The 17373-nt window shown below is 72.0% G+C and carries 18 protein-coding genes; 7 read left to right on the top strand and 11 right to left on the bottom strand.

The genetic code is table 11. The features are described 5' to 3' along the window. Nucleotides 1-22: 22 nt before the first annotated feature. Complete coding sequence (locus JKV81_RS35130) at nucleotides 23-1027, top strand: LysR family transcriptional regulator (RefSeq protein ID WP_236058541.1); 1005 nt, start codon at nucleotides 23-25, stop codon at nucleotides 1025-1027. Here the strand turns inward: JKV81_RS35130 and JKV81_RS35125 are convergent. From JKV81_RS35125 to JKV81_RS35115, 3 genes are all read right to left on the bottom strand, one after another. Then, nucleotides 967-3141 (bottom strand): putative bifunctional diguanylate cyclase/phosphodiesterase, encoded by a 2175-nt coding sequence (locus JKV81_RS35125; protein WP_129259916.1) that lies wholly within the window; start codon nucleotides 3139-3141, stop codon nucleotides 967-969. The two genes, JKV81_RS35130 and JKV81_RS35125, sit on opposite strands and share 61 nt — an antisense overlap. Beyond that, a complete protein-coding gene (locus JKV81_RS35120) occupies nucleotides 3138-3956 on the bottom strand; it encodes an SAM-dependent methyltransferase (protein WP_129259915.1) in 819 nt (272 codons plus the stop codon). Before JKV81_RS35120 ends, JKV81_RS35125 begins: the two co-directional genes overlap by 4 nt. A gap of 205 nt (nucleotides 3957-4161) precedes the next feature. Further along, a complete protein-coding gene (locus JKV81_RS35115) occupies nucleotides 4162-5118 on the bottom strand; it encodes an SCO0930 family lipoprotein (protein WP_129259914.1) in 957 nt (318 codons plus the stop codon). 737 nt (nucleotides 5119-5855) lie between these two features. Between JKV81_RS35115 and JKV81_RS35110 the strand changes: the two genes are divergently transcribed. Together JKV81_RS35110 and JKV81_RS35105 are read left to right on the top strand one after the other, a co-directional pair. Continuing rightward, a complete protein-coding gene (locus JKV81_RS35110; RefSeq protein WP_129259913.1) occupies nucleotides 5856-6623 on the top strand; it encodes a bestrophin-like domain in 768 nt (255 codons plus the stop codon). 183 nt (nucleotides 6624-6806) lie between these two features. Further along, complete coding sequence (locus tag JKV81_RS35105; protein WP_202079630.1) at nucleotides 6807-7349, top strand: hypothetical protein; 543 nt, start codon at nucleotides 6807-6809, stop codon at nucleotides 7347-7349. A gap of 92 nt (nucleotides 7350-7441) precedes the next feature. Here JKV81_RS35105 and JKV81_RS35100 read toward each other — a convergent pair whose 3' ends face one another. After that, complete coding sequence (locus JKV81_RS35100) at nucleotides 7442-8083, bottom strand: hypothetical protein (protein ID WP_307820666.1); 642 nt, start codon at nucleotides 8081-8083, stop codon at nucleotides 7442-7444. A gap of 344 nt (nucleotides 8084-8427) precedes the next feature. Here JKV81_RS35100 and JKV81_RS35095 point away from each other — a divergent pair, with 344 nt between their 5' ends. After that, complete coding sequence (locus tag JKV81_RS35095; RefSeq protein WP_124279175.1) at nucleotides 8428-9090, top strand: class F sortase; 663 nt, start codon at nucleotides 8428-8430, stop codon at nucleotides 9088-9090. Nucleotides 9091-9114: 24 nt separating this feature from the next. Here the strand turns inward: JKV81_RS35095 and JKV81_RS35090 are convergent, their stop codons facing one another. Continuing rightward, nucleotides 9115-9960 carry a polysaccharide deacetylase family protein gene (locus tag JKV81_RS35090; protein WP_129259910.1) on the bottom strand — a complete coding sequence of 282 codons (846 nt, stop codon included), beginning with the start codon at nucleotides 9958-9960 and terminating at the stop codon, nucleotides 9115-9117. A 164-nt stretch (nucleotides 9961-10124) separates the two neighbouring features. On the opposite strand from JKV81_RS35090, the gene JKV81_RS35085 reads away from it, so the two are divergent. Further along, nucleotides 10125-10586 (top strand): universal stress protein, encoded by a 462-nt coding sequence (locus JKV81_RS35085; protein ID WP_202079626.1) that lies wholly within the window; start codon nucleotides 10125-10127, stop codon nucleotides 10584-10586. Nucleotides 10587-10622: 36 nt separating this feature from the next. Here JKV81_RS35085 and JKV81_RS35080 read toward each other — a convergent pair whose 3' ends face one another. Beyond that, on the bottom strand, nucleotides 10623-11846 hold the full coding sequence (locus JKV81_RS35080; protein WP_202079624.1) for a CapA family protein: 1224 nt from the start codon (nucleotides 11844-11846) through the stop codon (nucleotides 10623-10625). 257 nt (nucleotides 11847-12103) lie between these two features. On the opposite strand from JKV81_RS35080, the gene JKV81_RS35075 reads away from it, so the two are divergent. After that, nucleotides 12104-12673, top strand: a complete 570-nt coding sequence (locus JKV81_RS35075; RefSeq protein ID WP_124279171.1) for a sigma-70 family RNA polymerase sigma factor — start codon at nucleotides 12104-12106, stop codon at nucleotides 12671-12673. On the opposite strand, the gene JKV81_RS35070 is transcribed toward JKV81_RS35075, so the two are convergent. Further along, nucleotides 12607-12804, bottom strand: coding sequence for a zf-HC2 domain-containing protein (locus JKV81_RS35070; protein ID WP_129259907.1), 198 nt, complete (start codon nucleotides 12802-12804; stop codon nucleotides 12607-12609). The genes JKV81_RS35075 and JKV81_RS35070 overlap by 67 nt on opposite strands. Nucleotides 12805-12915: 111 nt before the next feature. On the opposite strand from JKV81_RS35070, the gene JKV81_RS35065 reads away from it, so the two are divergent. Beyond that, complete coding sequence (locus JKV81_RS35065) at nucleotides 12916-13437, top strand: hypothetical protein (RefSeq protein ID WP_129259906.1); 522 nt, start codon at nucleotides 12916-12918, stop codon at nucleotides 13435-13437. Between the two features lie 16 nt (nucleotides 13438-13453). Here JKV81_RS35065 and JKV81_RS35060 read toward each other — a convergent pair whose 3' ends face one another. From JKV81_RS35060 to JKV81_RS35045, 4 genes are all read right to left on the bottom strand, one after another. After that, nucleotides 13454-14680 carry a sensor histidine kinase gene (locus JKV81_RS35060; protein ID WP_099175795.1) on the bottom strand — a complete coding sequence of 409 codons (1227 nt, stop codon included), beginning with the start codon at nucleotides 14678-14680 and terminating at the stop codon, nucleotides 13454-13456. Next, nucleotides 14677-16167 (bottom strand): sodium/solute symporter, encoded by a 1491-nt coding sequence (locus JKV81_RS35055; protein ID WP_129259905.1) that lies wholly within the window; start codon nucleotides 16165-16167, stop codon nucleotides 14677-14679. The genes JKV81_RS35060 and JKV81_RS35055 overlap by 4 nt, the downstream gene beginning before the upstream one ends. After that, nucleotides 16164-16526, bottom strand: coding sequence for a hypothetical protein (locus JKV81_RS35050; RefSeq protein ID WP_099175792.1), 363 nt, complete (start codon nucleotides 16524-16526; stop codon nucleotides 16164-16166). Before JKV81_RS35050 ends, JKV81_RS35055 begins: the two co-directional genes overlap by 4 nt. A gap of 62 nt (nucleotides 16527-16588) precedes the next feature. After that, nucleotides 16589-17341: a LytR/AlgR family response regulator transcription factor gene (locus tag JKV81_RS35045; RefSeq protein WP_099175790.1), complete on the bottom strand. Its 753-nt coding sequence runs from the start codon at nucleotides 17339-17341 to the stop codon at nucleotides 16589-16591. Nucleotides 17342-17373: the final 32 nt, after the last annotated feature.

The following is a 17373-nucleotide window of genomic DNA, read 5'->3' as shown; positions in this document are numbered from 1 at the left end:
CGAATTGGCTATCGTGGGTGCCATGCACTTCCAGCAGCTCGCCTATTTCGTGGCCGTGGCCGAGGCCAGGCACTTCACCCGGGCCGCCGAGGAGGTGCATGTGTCGCAGCCCTCCCTCTCCCAGCAGATCAAGGCCCTGGAGAACGAGCTGGGCGCCGAGCTGTTCAGCCGGGCGCGCGGCAACATCGCGCTGACCGACGCGGGTGAGGCGCTGCTGCCGCTCGCCCGCCGGATCCTGGCGGACGCCGACACCGCACGGCACGAGGTGCAGGAACTCGTACAGCTGCGCCGCGGGCGGATCAGGCTCGGCGCCACCCCGAGCGTCTGCACGGGGCTGCTGCCCGAGGTGCTGCGCGCCTTCCACGGCGCGCACCCGGGGATCCAGCTGCTGATCGAGGAGGGCGGCTCCCACGACCTCGTACGGCAGCTGGCGCGCGGCGCGCTGGATCTCGCGCTGCTCGTGCTGCCGCTGCCCGCGGCCTCCCCGGCGCTGACCACGGTGGAGCTGCTGCACGAGGACCTGGTGGTGGTGTCGTCGGAGTCCCGGCCCGCGCCCGGCCGGAAGGGGTCCGTGCACATCGCCGATCTGGAGAACGAGCCGCTGGTGATGTTCCGGCACGGCTACGACCTGCGGGAGCTGACCGTCGCCGCGTGCCGGGCGGAGGGCTTCGAGCCCTCGTTCACGGTGGAGGGCGGCGAGATGGACGCCGTACTCGGCTTCGTACGGGCGGGCCTGGGGATCGCCGTCGTCCCCCGCATGGTGGCCGTACGGGCCGGCCAGGGCCTGCGGACGACGCCGCTGGCCCCACCGGGGCTGCGGCGCACGATCGCCCTGGCGCACCGCAGCGACGTCGAACCGCCGCGCGCGGCGCGCGAGCTCCAGCGGATGCTTCTGGGGGCGGGGCCGCCCGGCGTGTCCTCAGCCGCCGGCGGGTCCGGCCCGGGCGGCGGCCGAGGACACGGGCGTCAGACCGCGTCCGCCAGCAGCAGCGAGTGGATGCGGTCCGGGGCGCCCGGCCGCGCGTAGTACCAGCCCTGGGCGGTGTCGCAGCCGAGCTGTCGCAGCTGCTCTGCCTGGGCGCCGGTCTCGACACCCTCGACCGTGACCGCGAGGTCCAGGCTGTGGGCGAGCGAGACGATGCCCTCGACGATCTTCAGGTCCACCGGGTCGGCCGGGTGGTGCTGCATGCCCTGGGTGAAGGAACGATCCAGCTTGAGGATGCTCACCGGCAGCCGGCGCAGGTTCGCCAGGTTCGAGTAGCCGGTGCCGAAGTCGTCCAGGGCGATGTCGACGCCCATCTCCGCCAGTTGGCGCAGCGGCTTGAGCAGGTCGTCGTCCGCGCCGATCAGCGCGGACTCGGTGACCTCCAGGCAGAGGGCACCCGCTTCCAGGCCGGAACGCTCCAGTACGTCGACGGTCTCGGCGACCAGGTTCGGGTGGTGCAGCTGGGTCGGCGAGAGGTTGACGTTGATCCGGAGGGGGCCGCCGTCGGTGTGACGCTCCTGCCAGAAGTTCGCCTGCCGGACCGACTCCTCCAGGACCCAGCGGCCGAGCGGCACGATCAGCCCCGTGTGCTCGGCGAGCGGGATGAACCGGTCCGGGCCGAGCACACCGTGCTGCGGATGGCACCAGCGCACCAGCGCCTCGGCCCCGTGCACACTGCCGTCCCCGAGGTGCACCAGCGGCTGGTACTCGATGAAGAACTCACCGCGGTCCAGCGCCGCCGGCAGCGCCGTGGTCAGCCCGTGGCGGGTGATGGCGCGGGCGTCGGCCTCGGCATCGGCGAGCGCGAAGCGGTTCCCGCCCGCCGCCTTGGCCCGGTACATCGTGATGTCGGCGCTGCGCAGCACCTCGGCGGCGGTGCGCTCGCCCGACGGGCCCTCGACGACGCCGATGGAGCCCCGTACGGTCAGCTCCCGGCCGTCGAGACGCATGGGCGTGGCGAGTGCGGAGAGGATCCGCCCGGCGAGCTCGTGGACCTCGTCCTGGGTGCGCGGCCCGGTCGTGAGCGCGACGAACTCGTCGCCGCCGAGCCGCGCGACCATCTCACCGGGGGCGGTGGCGCAGCTCTGCAGCCGGTCGGCGACCTCGACCAGGAGCCGGTCCCCCGCCGCGTGGCCCAGGCTGTCGTTGATGGCCTTGAAGCCGTCGAGGTCCAGGTAGCAGAGCCCGAAGCGCATGCCCTCCCTGGGCGCGAGGGCCTTCTCCAGACGCTCGAAGAAAAGCGTCCGGTTGGGCAGCCCGGTGAGCGCGTCGTGGGTGGCCTCGTACCGCAGCCTCAGATTGAGCAGCCGCCGCTCGGTGGTGTCCTCCATGAGGGCCAGCTGGTACTCCGGACGCCCCTCCGAGTCCCGCAGCAGCGAGACGGTGAGGTTGGTCCACAGGACGGTGCCGTCGTTGCGGTAGTACGGCTTCTCGACGCTGTAGTGCTCGCGCTCGCCCCGCACCAGCTCGTCGTAGTACCTCCAGACGTGCGGCGAGTCCTCGGGGTGCACCCATTCGTTGACCTTGTGGCTGCGGACGTGGTTCTCCAGGCCGCCGAACATCCGGGTGAGGGTGTCGTTGATCTCCAGGATGTTGCCTTCGAGGTCGGCGATGCCGATCCCGATGGCGGCGTCCTTGAAGACGGCGCGGAAGCGGGCCTCGGTGGCGTGCAGCGCCTGTTCGGCGTCGGAGCGGGCGGTGAGCGCCGAGCGGGCGATCGCCTCCTGCTCGGCGAGCGTCCGCTCCCGCAGGGCCTGGGTGAAGCCGCCGGCCAGCGCGTGCTGGATCCGCGCGCACCGGGCCCGGCTGTCCTCGGTCGACAGCTCCACCGGCCCGTTGCCGCCGCAGTACAGGACCAGGTAGGAGTCGACGACGCCGAGCGTGGAGCTCAGGGCGTCGGGATCCGTGCAGTGCGCGGCGACGAGTGAGGCCCCGACGCCGTGCGCGGGCGTGGCGTCGAAGACCCGGGTGTGCAGGATGTCGCTCAACTGCCGCGCGAGCGGCAGCAGATGCTCCTCGAACTCGGGGCGTGACAGGGAGGTGGCCGTCGACGGGAAGATCGCCCGGCTCCAGATGGTGGCGAATCTCCGGAGCCGGCCCTCGGGGCCGTCGGGCTCCGCGTCGGGCGCGCCTGACGACTGGGCGGGAATGCTCACGCCTTGCGCCCAACCCCGGCGAAGCCCGAGTAGGCGAACGGGTCCTCCTGCGCGAGCTGCTCCGGGGACTCGGGCCGCCATTCGGGCATGGCCACGAGCCCGGGGTCGACCATCTCGTACCCGTCGAAGAAGCGGCCGATCTCCGTGCGCGAGCGCATGATCAGCGGGTTGCGGATGGTGCGGTAGACACCGACCGTCCCGCCCGCCTCCTCCTCGGAGAGCGGAATCCCCTCGTACGAGGCGTGGGTCAGGAGCAGCAGGCTGCCGGGGGCCAGTGCGTCGCGCAGCTCGGCGACCGCCGCGTACGGGTCGTCGGTGTCCTCGATGAAGTGGAGCACCGCCACCAGCAGCAGCGCCACCGGCCTGTCCAGGTCGAGGAGGCCGTTGATCTGCGGGTTCTCCAGGATGTCCTGGGGCTTGCGCAGATCGGCGGCGGCGATGACGGCCCGGTCGTTGCCCTCGAGCACCGCCTGGCTGTGTGCGACCGCGACCGAGTCGTGGTCGACATAGGCGATGCGCGCCTCGGGATCGGCGGCCTGGGCGACTTCATGAACATTGCCGAAGGTCGGTATCCCGGAGCCTATGTCCAGGAACTGGTTGACGCCCGAAGTGGTCGCGTACTGCACGGCCCGTCGCATAAAAGCCCGATTGGCCTGCATGACCTTGGGCAGGCCCGGCATGAACTCCATGGCCTTGCGGGCCGCTTCCCTGTCCACCTCGAAATTGTGCGAACCGCCCAGATAGAAGTCGTACATGCGAGACACGCTCGGCACCGAGATGTCAATGCCTTGCGGTGCCCAGGCGGGACGCTCCATCGATGTCTCCAACAAGTCGCCACGGCGATCCGGCCATGTTCATGGTCAGTGTTGACCAGAGGCTACTGATCGACCGCCAGGAGAGCGAGTGGAAACGGAAATTAGAGATCCGTTATTGGTCACACACCGGAGGCATGTGCGGCCGGTCCGTCGCTGCGCGTACGCATTCGACGACGGACCGGCACCACGGAGCCTCTCCCGGGGGCTACTTGGCGGCTCCCACCAGCTTCGCGTCGGGCGAGACCGCGTACCATGTGCCCCCGACGCCTTGGCCGTTGGTGTCTCCCGGCTCGGCGTCACCGGAGAAGGTGTAGACGGGCCAGCAGTCGAGCGACTGCTGCTGGATGCCGTCGGGGCGGTCGAAGGTGACGAATCCCTTCGTGGTGACACCGTCGACGTCATTCTTCGGTACGGGAGCGACGACCGGCCACTTCTTGAGGCAGTCACCCGTGCACGCGGACTTCATCGGCCACGCCGAGTCCTTCTTGAAGCGGTAAACCGTCATGCCGCGCTTGTCGACGACGATGTTCCCGAGTTCCGGGTCCTTGCGGACCGAAAGTCCGGCGGCGTCGGCCTGTGCACCGCTGGGCCCGTCGGCGTTCACGGCCGCTTTCTTTCCGTCCGGGGCCGCGGCGAACCACGTTCCGCCGACGCCCTGCCCGTTGGCGTCACCGGGTTCGGCGTCCTCGGCATAGCGGTACATGGGCCAGCCCCCGACGGTCAGCTGCTTGGTCCCGTCGGCCCTCGTGACCTCGCCGATCAGTGAGGCGCCGACCCCGGCGGCGGCCTCGGCGTTCTCCGCCGGCACCGCGGGCCACGTCTTCGCACAGTCGCTCTCGCAATTCGAGGCGGGCGGCTCGGCGGTGTCCTTGTCGAACCGATAGAGCGTGAACCCTTCGCTGTCCGTCAGCACCTTGCCCAGCTTCTTGCTGTCCCACACCGCGAGCTGCCCGGCCTCCTTCGGTGCCGTGCCCGCTCCCACGTCGGAGCCGTAGCCGCCGTCCGAGCCGTAGCCGCTGTCGGCCGGCTGCTGCGCCGGAGCGGCGTTCCCCACGGCCTGGCCGTTCGGGGACGCGGTGCCCTTCTCCTGACCGCACGCCGTCGTCAGCGCCAACAGGGCCACCGCCGTCACCGCGAGCGAGGCGTTCCGCCAGGTATTCATGTCGACTCCCGTTGTCCTTCTGCCGTCCGGGACGCGAGTCCGCGCCTTTCGTGGCCCTAGGTACGGACGGCCGGGGCCCCGGTGTTCAACGGCAGCCCGAGAAAGTTTCGGCGGGCGCAAACGCGAATTGCCCCAGGTCCCCTCCATCAGGCGAATCAATTCCATCCGCTGCGTGTCCGGCGGCTGGGGGGAACATGCTCCCGGCGTGTACGGATCACGCATATGGCGGCTGACGGCCGCGACCCTGCTCCTGCTGCTCGCCGTCCCGCTGCCGGCGGCCGGTGACGACTGTGCGGTCGCCTCCATCGGCCAGGGGGACGGCGGCTCGTCCGTCGCCGTGGCGGGCGAGGGCCGGTGCGGGGCGGTCATCGCTGAACCCGAGCCCGAGCCCGAACCTGCCCCACCGCCACCACCACCCCCGCCTCCCCCACCACCACCGCCCCCTCCTCCGCCACCGCCTCCTCCTCCTCCTCCTCCTCCTCCGCCGCCGCCGCCCCCTCCGCCGGCCCCCGCTCCACCCGAACCTGAACCGGAGCCCGCACCGCCGCCGCCCACCGTGCGCCCCTCACCACCGGCCCCGGCGCCGGTCGCGCTGCCCACCTACAGGAAGCCGCCCCGCAAGACACCCCGGGCCGGCCCGTCACTGGTCTCGCTCACCCTTCTCATCACCGCGCCCGCCGTTTTCGCCGTGGCCGTGCTGCGGCCCCGCTCGTCCCGCTGACCGAAGAGGGGAACCCATGTCGGAATGGCTTGTTCTGACCATTGCGATGGCATCGGCCTGTGCCGTCGTCCTGACCATCGCCGTCCTCAGCAACCGCCGCGTCGCCGAGGACGACGATCCGTCCGAGACGCCCGACGTCATCGAGTACATGACGATGATGATCGGCGTGGTCTACGCGATCGTGCTCGGCCTGGCCATCGCGGGCGTCTGGGAGGGCCGCAGCGCCGCCCAGGAGTCGGTCAGGCTGGAGGCACAGGCGCTGCACGAGGTGAGCGCGCGGGCCTCCGTCTATCCGGTCGAGGTCCGCGACCGTATCCGGGCCGACGTCGACGCCTATGTGGCCCATGTCGTCGGCGACGAGTGGAGGTCGATGACGGACCACGCGAGCCTCACCGACGAGGGAACCAGGCTCCTCGACCGGGTGCGGGCCGATGTGACGGAGTACGAACCGCGGACGGACCTCGAAGGGCAGGCGTACCAGCCGTTGGTGGACCAGGTGGCCGCCGTCGACGACGCGCGCGGGGCCAGGGGCCAGAACGCCGGCGCGACCATGCCGGGAGTCGTCTGGTTCGGCCTGATCACCGGGGCCGTGGTCACGGTCGGGCTGATCTTCACGCTCCAGATCCGCAGAACCTTCCGTGAACTGCTGCTCGCGGGACTCTTCAGCGTCCTGATCGCCTTTCTGCTCTTCCTCATCTGGGACTTCGACGCCCCGTTCGGCCGGGGCATCTCGGCGACCACCGCTCCGTTCATCGATCTCTTCCCGCACGCCACGGGCGGATAGGAGCGCGCCTCCCGTCCCTGTCCCCCGGCAGGTGAGCCGGCCGGGGGACAAGGCTGCCCCATTCGCCTGACACCGATCGCGGGTGGTATGCGACGCTTCTACCGTTTCGGACATCGAGGTGCATGTCCCATCCCTCGCGGAAATCCGTTCCGCGGCTGCTCCTCGGGACCCGGAGGATTCACCATGCGCGCGATACGTGTCGCACCCGTCGCCCTGCTGGGCGCCGCCGCCTGCTTTCTGACGGCACCGGCCGCATCTGCCGATGTGCTCAACGGCGGCACGTCCACCTCGTTCACGCCGACGATCACGCCGTCGACGGTCGCGCCGGGGGGCCGGGTCACCCTCGGCGCCATGGGGTGCACCACCGAGGCGACCGCGTTCTCGGGCGTGTTCGACACGACCACCATCCCGAGCGGGAGGTCGGCCACGGCCACGGTCGACCAGGACGCCCGACGGGGCGCTGTCTACGAGGTGACTTTCCGCTGCGGCACCACCACCCGGTCCGCCAATCTGACCATCACGAGCGGTGCCACCAGTTCTCCCACGCCCACCACGGCCCCGACGACCAGCTCCACCGCTTCTCCCGCCGGTGTGCTGGGCGGCCTCGGAGGCAGTGTCGACACGATGGATCCCGCGGAGATCGTCGCCGGTTCCGCACTGGTCGCGGTCGCCTCGGCCGGCGCCTTCTACGTCCTGCGCAAGCGCCGCACCGGCCGCCAGCACTGACGGTTCGCACACCGGCACACGACAGTCGCCCCGGGTCCTGGTCCAGGACTCGGGGCGACGGGCGTATCGGGCCGGGCAGGAGGTTCGACGCGTCAGATCGCCGCATTGCTCGTCCGGCGGCGGACGAGGAAGAAGGCACCGCCGACGGCCGCCGCCGCGACGAGGCCGCCACCCACCTGCATCTCGACGGAGCTGGGCCCCATCGAGCCGCCGAGGCCGCCCTGTGCGCCCCGCGAGGGGAGCACGGTGAAGCGGGCCGTCGCGACCGGATCGCCGTTGCCACCCTGGCCGCCGTTACCGCCCTGGCCGCCCTGACCGCCGTTGCCACCCTGGCCGCCCTGGCCGCCCTGGCCGCGCTCGTCCCCGTTGCCGCCCTGGCCGCCGTTCCCGCCCTGGCCGCCGTCGCCTCCGTTGCCGCCGCCGAAGTTGTTGTCGCTGTCGTTGCACCGCACGGACAGGCTGTACTGACCGGGCGTCGCGTTGTTGCGGATGTGCGCCGTGGCGTAGCCGACCCGGCCCGGCGAGAGGTTCACCGTCGGGAAGGCGTTCGACCACACCTTGCCGCCGGAACGCCCGCAGCCCTCCGCGCTGACCTGCATCGTGGCGCCCTGGAAGACCCGGGACGGGTTGACCGTGACATTGGTCGGGAAGTTGCTCGGGTTGCTGCCCGGGCCGCCGCCGGCGGCGGCCAGCGGGGCAGCGAGCCCGACCGCCGCGAATGCGGTCGCGGTCACCGCGAGAGTGCGTGAAGCACGCATCTTTGAACCTCCAGCGGGAAGCGCCCCGGAGTCCTGGCCTCCGGGATTCGACGAGAACGCGTCCCATGACGAACCCTCACCAGATACCGCCCAAGTCGCACTTCGGCACTGCTCCACCCCGGTGAGCCGACACGCCGGGGGCCGGGTGCGGAATCTGACGGACCCGCAGGTCACGGACCGTCAGAAGTTTTATCCGCTCATTACTCCGAAGAGAACACACCACCGTCGACGCCCGGTCGGCCGCCACCCGTTCGCCCTCCCCTGATCGCCGCCGCCCGGACCTGTGCCTAGCGTTGCGGTGTCGCGACGAAGGGAGAACCATGGGCCGGGATCAGTGGGGCGGCGGGCGGAGCAGACGCACACCATGGGGCGCCATCGCCCTGGTGATGCTCACCGGGCTCGCTCTCATGCGCAACGGGGTGGAGACCTCCCCCGGGCCTCCGCAGCCGGCCGCCGCGGCCTCGGTGGCCGGCCCGCGGGACACCACCGTGTCCGCCCCGGCCGACGGCGAGCCCGTCCAGCCGCTCGCGTACGCCCCCGTCGAGCGCATCCAGATCCCGTCGATCGAGGTCGACGCTCCCGTGGTCGACGTGAACCTGGACCCGGCCGGCTGGATCGAGGCACCGCCGGCCCAGGACCCGAACCTCGCCGGCTGGTACCAGAACGGCATCGCCCCCGGCCAGCGCGGCACCTCCGTGATGGTCGGCCACGTCGACAACCTCGCCGGCCCCGCCGTCTTCTACGGACTGGGCTCGCTCAGCAAGGGACAGCAGATCGAGGTGTCCCGCTACGACAACCGGACCGCGGTGTTCGAGATCTACGGCGTCGAGGTGTTCTCCAAGAACGACTTCCCCGGCCCCCGGGTGTACGGCGACACCGGGTACGCCGAGCTCCGGGTCATCACCTGCGGCGGCGGGTACTCGAAGGCCAACGGGTACGACGGGAACGTGGTGGTCTTCGCCCGGCTCGTCGAGACCCGGTAGCGGGCGGCCCCCGGCGCCCGCCGTTCAGCTGCGGTACGGAACGGTGGGCCGGTAGCCCCTCTCGATCAGCGCGGGCAGGTACCGGCGCAGGGCGGCCACGCTCTGGGACCGGTTCCCGCCCGCGTCGTGCGACAGCACCACGACGCCGGGCGCGGCGCCCTTCTTGACCCGGCGGACGATGGTGTCGGTGCCCGGCGTGGTCCAGTCCAGCGTGTCGACGGTCCAGGCCATCGGCTCCATGCCCATCGCGGCGCCGATCTCGAAGGAGTTGCGGTTCCAGGCGCCGTACGGAGCCCGGTACCAGAGCGGCGGGGCGCCCAGCGCCTTCTCGATCACCTCGCTGGTGCTGCCCAGTTCGTCGACGATCGCGCCTCGGGAGAGCTTCGGGATGAGGGGGTGCGACCAGGAGTGGTTGCCGACCACATGCCCGTCGTCGGCCATCTCACGAAGCAGGCCGGGGTTGTCCGCGGCCATCTCGCCGCAGACGAAGAACATCGCCCGGACGTCGTACCGGCGCAGGATCGCCAGGATGTCCGGGGTGTACCGCGGGTCCGGGCCGTCGTCGAAGCTGAGCACCATGGCGTCGTGCCCCAGCTCGGGCAGCTCCTCGAAGGGCCGGGTGCGGACGGGCGGCGCGGCGGGCCGGAAGCGGGGCGGCGTGGTCGAGGTCATGGGGCGCAGCCGGTAGGCCCCTGGGCGGGCCCTGGCCGCCGCGGGGGGCCCGGAGGCCGGGGCCGGCGGCTCGCCGCCGGGGCGTGCGGGGGTGCCGGCCGGATCCGCCGCGACCGTGTTCACGGCGGTGGCGACGCCCAGCGCGAGGGCGAGGCGCAGCAAGGTGCGGCGTTCCGCGGGGATCTGATCATGCTTCATGACCAACTGCTCGCACGGAGGGACGCCCGTGCACGACGCCGACACCGGAGATGTGGTGTTTTGCACCCGATGGATGGAGTCCTCGGGCGGTATCCGGCGGGGAGGTCCCGGGCCGGGTGGAGGCGCCCGGGGGGCGGCCGGCGGCAGAGGCTACCCTCGGGGCCGTGACTGACCAGCAACATCAGCGCTTCGAGCGCGGCACGGACGGCCCCAAGGTGATCGTCGCGGGCATCGACGGATCCGATTCGTCCATGCGGGCGGCGGCGTACGCGGCGGGCCTGGCCCGTCGGCAGAACGCGATGCTCGCCCTCGTCTACGTCCAGCCGGTGATGTCGGCCGGCGCCGCTCTGGGGGCCCCGGTCGCCGAGGCGACCGGGGAGGTCGCCGAGGGTCTGGTGAACGAGATCAGGACGGCGACCGAGCGGCTCAGGGACATATGGAACGTCCGCTGGGAGTTCCACACGTTCCACGGTGATCCGTACAACGGGCTCGTGACGGCGGCCGACGAGCTGAAGGCGGACGCCGTGATCGTGGGCGCGTCGGAGTCGGCGGGCCACCGCTTCATCGGATCGGTGGCGGTCCGGCTCGTGAAGGCCGGGCGCTGGCCGGTCACCGTGGTGCCCTGACACCGGGAGGCGTCAGGGCACCACGGCCGGCGTCGCTCACCTGCCTGCCACGAGGCCGTCCCCCGCGGCACCGCGGCTGAGGACGGCGGAGTGGATCCGGTCGCGGATCTCGCGCAGCCGACTGCCGTTCTCTCCTGTCGGGTCCGGTGCCCCGGGGGCGAGGTTCACGACGCGGGCCGCCTCGGGGTCGAACCACTGCGGGAGGAACTCGGCCTTCCCGACGGCCCAGCGCTGCCCCGGTTTCGCGGGCGGCTCGAAGGTGAAGCGGCCCATCGAGCTCTCGTTGCCGCGCGGGTCCTGCGCACCCTCGTCGTTGACCATGGAACCGGCGACCTGGTCGCCCATGCCGTAGACGATCCAGGTGCCGTTGACCTTCTCGTACGCCTGGGGGACGTGGGCGTGCGTGCCGAGGATCAGGTCGATGTCGGGGCGGTCGCCGGTGCCCGAAGCGGTGAGTTCGCGGCCGAGTCCGAGCTGTACGTCGTCGGGGGCGTCCTGCCACTCGGTGCCCCAGTGCAGGGAGACGACGACCACGTCGGCGCCCGCCTTGCGGGCCGCCTTCGCGTCCGCGAGGATCCGGTCCTTGTCGATCAGGTTGACGGCCCAGGGCCGGCCGGCGGGCAGCGGGATGTCGTTGGTGCCGTAGGTGTACGCGAGGTGGGCGACCTTCGCCGCGTCCTTGCCCTTGCCCGCCCTGAGCAGGGTGGGCCGGGACGCCTCGGCCGCCGAGCGGGCGGATCCGGCGTGGGCGACGCCCGCGCGGTCCAGTGCGTCGAGGGTGCGCGCGATCCCCTCGGCACCGTCGTCCAGGGTGTGGTTGGAGGCGGTGGAGCAGGAGTCGAAGCCGGTGGCGTGCAGCGCTGCGGCCACCTCGGGCGGCGACTTGAAGGACGGATAGCCGGTGTACGGGCCGCCGTCCTGGCCGTACACGGTCTCCATGTGGCAGATGGCCAGATCCGCTCCCGAGACGGCGGGTGCGGCACCCTTGAGCATGGGGCGGAAGTCGAAGCCCCCGCCGCCCGCGTCGGCGGCGGCCCGGTCGATGACCGAGGAGTGCGGCAGGATGTCGCCCGAGGCCAGCAGCGTGAAGGCGCGCGCACCCTCCGCTCCCCCGGCGCCCGCGCCGTTCGCCCCGTGCTCGGCGGAGAGGTGCCGCCCGGCGAATCCGGGGGGTGAGGTCGGCTGGCCGGTACAGGCTGTTGCGGTGGCGAGGAGGCCGGCGACGGCGATCGCCGCGCCCGGTCGGATGCGCTTCGTCATCTGCACGACTCCCAGTTCGGACGATTTCGGCCATCCGAATACACATATATTCATACCGGTGAGTCAAGAACAAAGCGGACCAAGTACCTGAATCGGCCGTATCGGGGTCGGCCGACCGTTCACCGCACCACTCGCCGCTCCGTGCGACCGCTCGGCGCACACCTCGGTGCACCGGCTGTTCCCCCACGTCCCGATGCGTTCGTATACGCCAGGCGGGAGCGAGGCGTCAGGGGCCTCTTCGGGAAAGGACGTTCACGATGACCACGGCGACAACCGATGAGCGGACCCTCGCCCGGCTGCAGCGGGAACACGGGCCCGCCCTGTTCCACTTCCTGCTGGGGCTGACGTTCGGTGACCGGCAGCGGGCGGAGGACCTGCTCCAGGAGACGCTGGTACGCGCCTGGCAGCACCCGGAGGCGTTCGACGCGCCCTACGACTCGATGCGCCCGTGGCTGTTCACCGTCGCCCGGCGGCTGGCCATCGACGCCCGCAGGTCCCGCCAGGCACGGCCGACGGAGGTCAGCGACGCGGTCCTGGAGAGCGCACCCGCCCATGACGACACCGCGGACTCGGCGGTCCACGCCCTCGATGTGCGCGAGGCGGTGAGCACCCTCAGCCCGGAGCACCGGGCGGTTCTCGTGCAGATCTACTTCCGCGGGCTCAGCGTGGGCGAGACCGCGCAGGCCCTCGGCATACCGGCGGGCACGGTCAAGTCCCGCTCGTACTACGCGCTGCGGCTGCTGAGCCGTAACCTGCCCGGCTACTCCAGCAGGTCGTCCAGGTTGAGCAGCGCCAGCAGGGACACCGCCTCCGCGACCTCCACATAGGCCGCGGCGCAGGCCCCGCACCGCTGGAGGTGCCGGGCGACCGGACCGCTCTCGTCGTCCTCCAGGGCATCGAGTACGTAGGCGCCCAGCAGCTGCCGTACATGCGGTTCCTCACCGCGGTCGGCGGTCATCGCACCTCGAATCTCCCGATGGATCCTGCCCTTCTGCCCACGCGGGGCGCGTGCCCCCGGTTCAATGCTGCGTGTAGCCCGGTGCCGAGTCGACGAAAGAGGCGAGACGGGATGCGTCCCGAACATGACGAAGGAACCGGCGGGGGCGGGCTGCTGGTCCCGATGGCCTGGATGTACTCCGAGTACCTCGCCGACGAGGTCCTGGCGACCGGCGACCTGATGGAGCCGACGACCCTGGAGTACCGGGCGGGGCGCGACGCCCTCGCCCTGACGATCTTCCTCTCCGACGGGGCGGGCGCCGAGGAGCTCCCCGCCGCGCGGGTGGACGAGCTGCGGCTGCTCACGGCGTACGGCGCCTCCTGGAGACGCTGGGTCTGCGCGCGGCTGGAGGCGCTGGAGCGGCCGACCGCCCCGGCCGGGCTCCCGGGCCCCGACCTCGCGCTGGCGCGGGCCGCCTGGCGGTGGCTGGAGGAGACCGAGCTGCTGGCCGCGGACCTCGACGCGATCGGGCCGCTGCCGTGGGAGCCGGTGGACGACGACGGCGGGGAGGAGGCGGGGGGCGAGACGCGGGTGTGGACGCCGGCGTGGCAACTGGGCCTGCCGCTGGGCCATCTGGCCGTCCACCTGTACTGAGCGGCGGAGCAGCGGGTCAGGAACCGTGGACGCCCGCGCGGTACTTGGGGAGTCGCAGGGTGATCTTCATGCCCGCCCCGACCCCCGTCTCGATGACCAGGCCGTAGTCGTCCCCGTACACCTGGCGAAGCCGTTCGTCCACGTTGAGCAGGCCGATGCCGGTGGAGGTGCCGCCCTCGCCGCGCAGGATCTGCCGCAGGCGCTCCGGCTCCATCCCGGTGCCGTCGTCCTCGATGACGACCTCCGCCTCGGCGCCCGCGTCCAGCGCGCTGATCGTGACGCGGATCGGGCCGTCTCCCGCCCGGGCGGTGCCGGCCGGCCGGGAGGGGGTGACGGCACCCTCCAGACCGTGCTTGACGGCGTTCTCCACCAGGGGCTGGAGACAGAGGAACGGGAGCGAGACCGGAAGGACCTCCGGAGCGACCTGGAGGGTCACCGAGAGCCGTTCCCCGAAGCGGGCCCGCACCAGCGCCAGATACTGGTCGATGGAGTGGAGTTCGTCGGCCAGGGTGGTGAACTCGCCGTGCCTGCGGAAGGAGTAGCGGGTGAAGTCGGCGAACTCCAGGAGCAGTTCACGCGCCCGCTCGGGGTCGGTCCGGACGAACGACGCGATGGCGGCCAGGGAGTTGAAGATGAAGTGCGGGGAGATCTGGGCCCGCAGCGCCTTGATCTCGGCCTCGATGAGCTGGGTGCGGGAGCGGTCGAGCTCGGCGAGTTCCAGCTGTACGCAGACCCAGCGGGCCACCTCCCCCGCCGCCCTGGCCAGCACCGCCGACTCCCGGGGCGCGTAGGCGACGAGCGTGCCGAGCACCCGGTGGTCGACGGTCAGCGGCACGGCGACGGCCCAGCGCAGCGGGCAGTCGAGGTCCCCGCAGTCGCTGTGGAAGGCGGTGTCCCTGCCGCTGGCGAGGAGCCCCTCGACCTGGTGCATCACGTCCGTCCCGTGGTGGTCGCCCTCCCCGTCCCACACCAGCACGCTCTCGCGGTCGGTGAGGCAGAGGGCGTCGGTGCCGAGCAGGGAGCGCAGCCCGCGCGCCGACCTGCGCGCGCTCTCCTCGGTGAGTCCGGCGCGCAGCGGGGGCGCGGCGAGGGACGCGGTGTGCAGGGTCTCGAAGGTGGCGTGCTCGACGGGTGTGCCCACATCACTGGTGCGTACGGGCCTGGCGGTGCGGCCCAGCAGGAAGCCCGTGCCGAACAGCAGCAGGGCGAGCACGGCGATGACGGCGATCCCGGCCCCGGTCACCGCACGCGCCCCGAGGTCAGCGCCTCCGGCAGATGGAAGCGGGTCATGGCCGCGTTGGTGCCCGCGGGTATCCGCCCCGGAGTGGCCAGGGAGACCAGGATCATCGCGAGGAAGCCGACCGGTACGGACCAGACGGCGGGCCAGGCCAGCAGGGCGTGCGGCCAGCCGGGCGGGCGCACCGCCCCGCTGACGGTGATGGCCACGGACAGCAGCGCCGAGCCGCCGCCGAGCAGCAGCCCGGCGATCGCGCCGGGCGGGGTGAGCCGCCGCCACCAGATGCCGAGGACGAGCAGCGGGCAGAACGACGACGCGGAGACCGCGAAGGCCATGCCGACGGCGTCGGCCACCGGCACCCGGCTGACCACCAGCGAACCGGCCAGCGGTACGGCGATGGCGAGCACGGTGGCGAGCCTGAACTGCCGTACGCCCCGGGAGGGCAGGACGTCCTGGGTGATCACTCCGGCGACGGCCATGGTGAGCCCGGACGCCGTGGACAGGAACGCGGCGAACGCCCCGCCCGCGAGGAGCGCGCCGAGCAGATCGCCGCCGAGCCCGCCGATCACCCGGGCGGGCAGCAGCAGGACGGCGGCGTCGGCGTCACCGCCGTGCATGAGCTCGGGCGCGTACAGCCGGCCCAGGGCCCCGTACACCGGCGGCAGCAGGTAGAACAGGCCGACCAGGGCGAGCACGGCGACCGTGGTGCGGCGGGCGTCGCGGCCGTTGGGGCTGGTGTAGAAGCGGACCACCACATGGGGCAGGCCCATGGTGCCGAGGAAGGTGGCCACGATCAGTCCGTACGTCGCGTAGAGCGGGTGGTCGGCGCGGAAGACGGAGATCTGCTCGTCGAAGCTGACCCGGGGGCGGCCGTCGCCCTGCCAGGCCAGCACCAGGAAGATCGCGGGCACCAGAAGGGCGGTGAGCTTCAGCCAGTACTGGAAGACCTGCACGAAGGTGATCGAGCGCATGCCGCCCGCCGCGACCGCGACCACCACGACGGAGGCGACCAGCACGTCACCGAGCCAGCCCGGCGCCCCGGTGAGGATCTTCAGGGTGAGCCCGGCGCCCTGGAGCTGCGGCACGAGGTACACCCAGCCCGCGCCGACGACGAACACGCTGACCAGCCTGCGCACCTGGCGTGACTCCAGCCGGCCCTCGGCGAAGTCGGGCAGGGTGTACGCCCCCGAGCGGCGCAGCGGAGCGGCGACGAACACCAGCAGCACGAGATATCCGGCGGTGTAGCCGACCGGGTACCAGAGCATGTCGGGGCCGTGCACCAGCACCAGCCCGGCGATGCCGAGGAAGGACGCGGCGGAGAGGTACTCGCCGCTGATCGCCGCCGCGTTGAGCCTCGGCCGTACGGTGCGCGAAGCGACGTAGAAGTCGGAGGTGGTACGGGAGATCCGCAGCCCGAAGCCGCCGACGAGGACGGTGGCCAGGACGACGAGGGCGACCGCCACCATCGCCGCCGGGTGGCCGGGGGCGCTCACGGTGCGGGGAGGCCTTCCACGAGCCGGGCGAAGTCGCGCTCGTTGCGCTCGGCCCTGCGCACGTACCACCAGGCGGCCAGGGTGAGCGGCGGATAGGTGGCGAAGCCGAGCACCGCCCAGACGAGGGCGTTGCTGTGCAGCGCCTCGAAGACCAGGGGCAGGGTTCCGGCGACGAGGGCGAGCACCGCGAAGGCGGTGAGTCCGGCGCGGAGCTGGCTGCGCATCAGGGAGCGGACGTAGGCACCGCCGAGTGCGGTCTGCTCGTCGATCTCCGACTGGGCGCGGTAGCGGGGCAGGGGACGCACCCGGCGGGGCTCGCCCGTGACCACTTCGCGCCGGGGCGTGCTCTCTGCGGACATGGGCCCGGAGTGTAGGCGGCGCGGGGCCCGGCTGGGAAGGGCCGGCCGCCGGTCGAGGCAGGTCAGCGGCCGGTCTGCCGCATCAGGAGATCGCGCAGGGCACGGGTGTGGCGGCGGCTGACGGCGAGTTCGGCGCCCCCGATGCGTACGCTCATGCTGCCCGCGTCGAGCCGGAGTTCGTCGATCCGGTTCAGCGCCACGAGGTGGCGGCGGTGGATGCGTACGAACCCCCGGGAGCGCCAGCGCTCCTCCAGGGTGGTGAGCGGGATCCGGACGAGATGGCTGCCGGAGGACGTGTGGAGGCGGGCGTAGTCGCCCTGCGCCTCGGCGTACGCGATGTCGTCGACGGGCACGAACCGGATGACCCCGCCCAGCTCGACGGCGACCTGGTCGGCGGCCGCGTCGTGGACGGAGGCGGAGCGCTCACCGACCTGCTCGGCGACCCGGCGGACGGCCTCGGCCAGACGCTCCCGGCGGACGGGCTTGAGCACGTAGTCGACGGCCTTGAGGTCGAAGGCGTGTACGGCGAACCCTTCGTGGGCGGTGACGAAGACGATGAGCGGCGGCGCGGCGAACCCGGCCAGGAGCTGGGCGACGTCGAGGCCGGTGAGCCCCGCCATGTGGATGTCCAGGAACACGACGTCGATCGCCGAGGGGTCCTCGGGCCCGGCGTCGACGGCTCCCCCGATACGGCGGAGCGCCTCGGTGGCGCCGGTGGCGCCCTCGGCACTGCGGACGCGGGGATCGGCCCGCAGGAGGTAGAGGAGCTCCTCCAGGGCGGGTGGTTCGTCGTCGACGGCGAGTACGCGCAGCATGAGGCCGGAGTTTAGGTGCTCCAGGGGTGTGG

It is taken from the genome of Streptomyces silvae, assembly GCF_016745505.1.
Classification (GTDB): domain Bacteria; phylum Actinomycetota; class Actinomycetes; order Streptomycetales; family Streptomycetaceae; genus Streptomyces; species Streptomyces silvae.
Note: the sequence above shows the minus strand (reverse complement) of the source record. Positions and strands in the feature narration are given on the sequence as shown.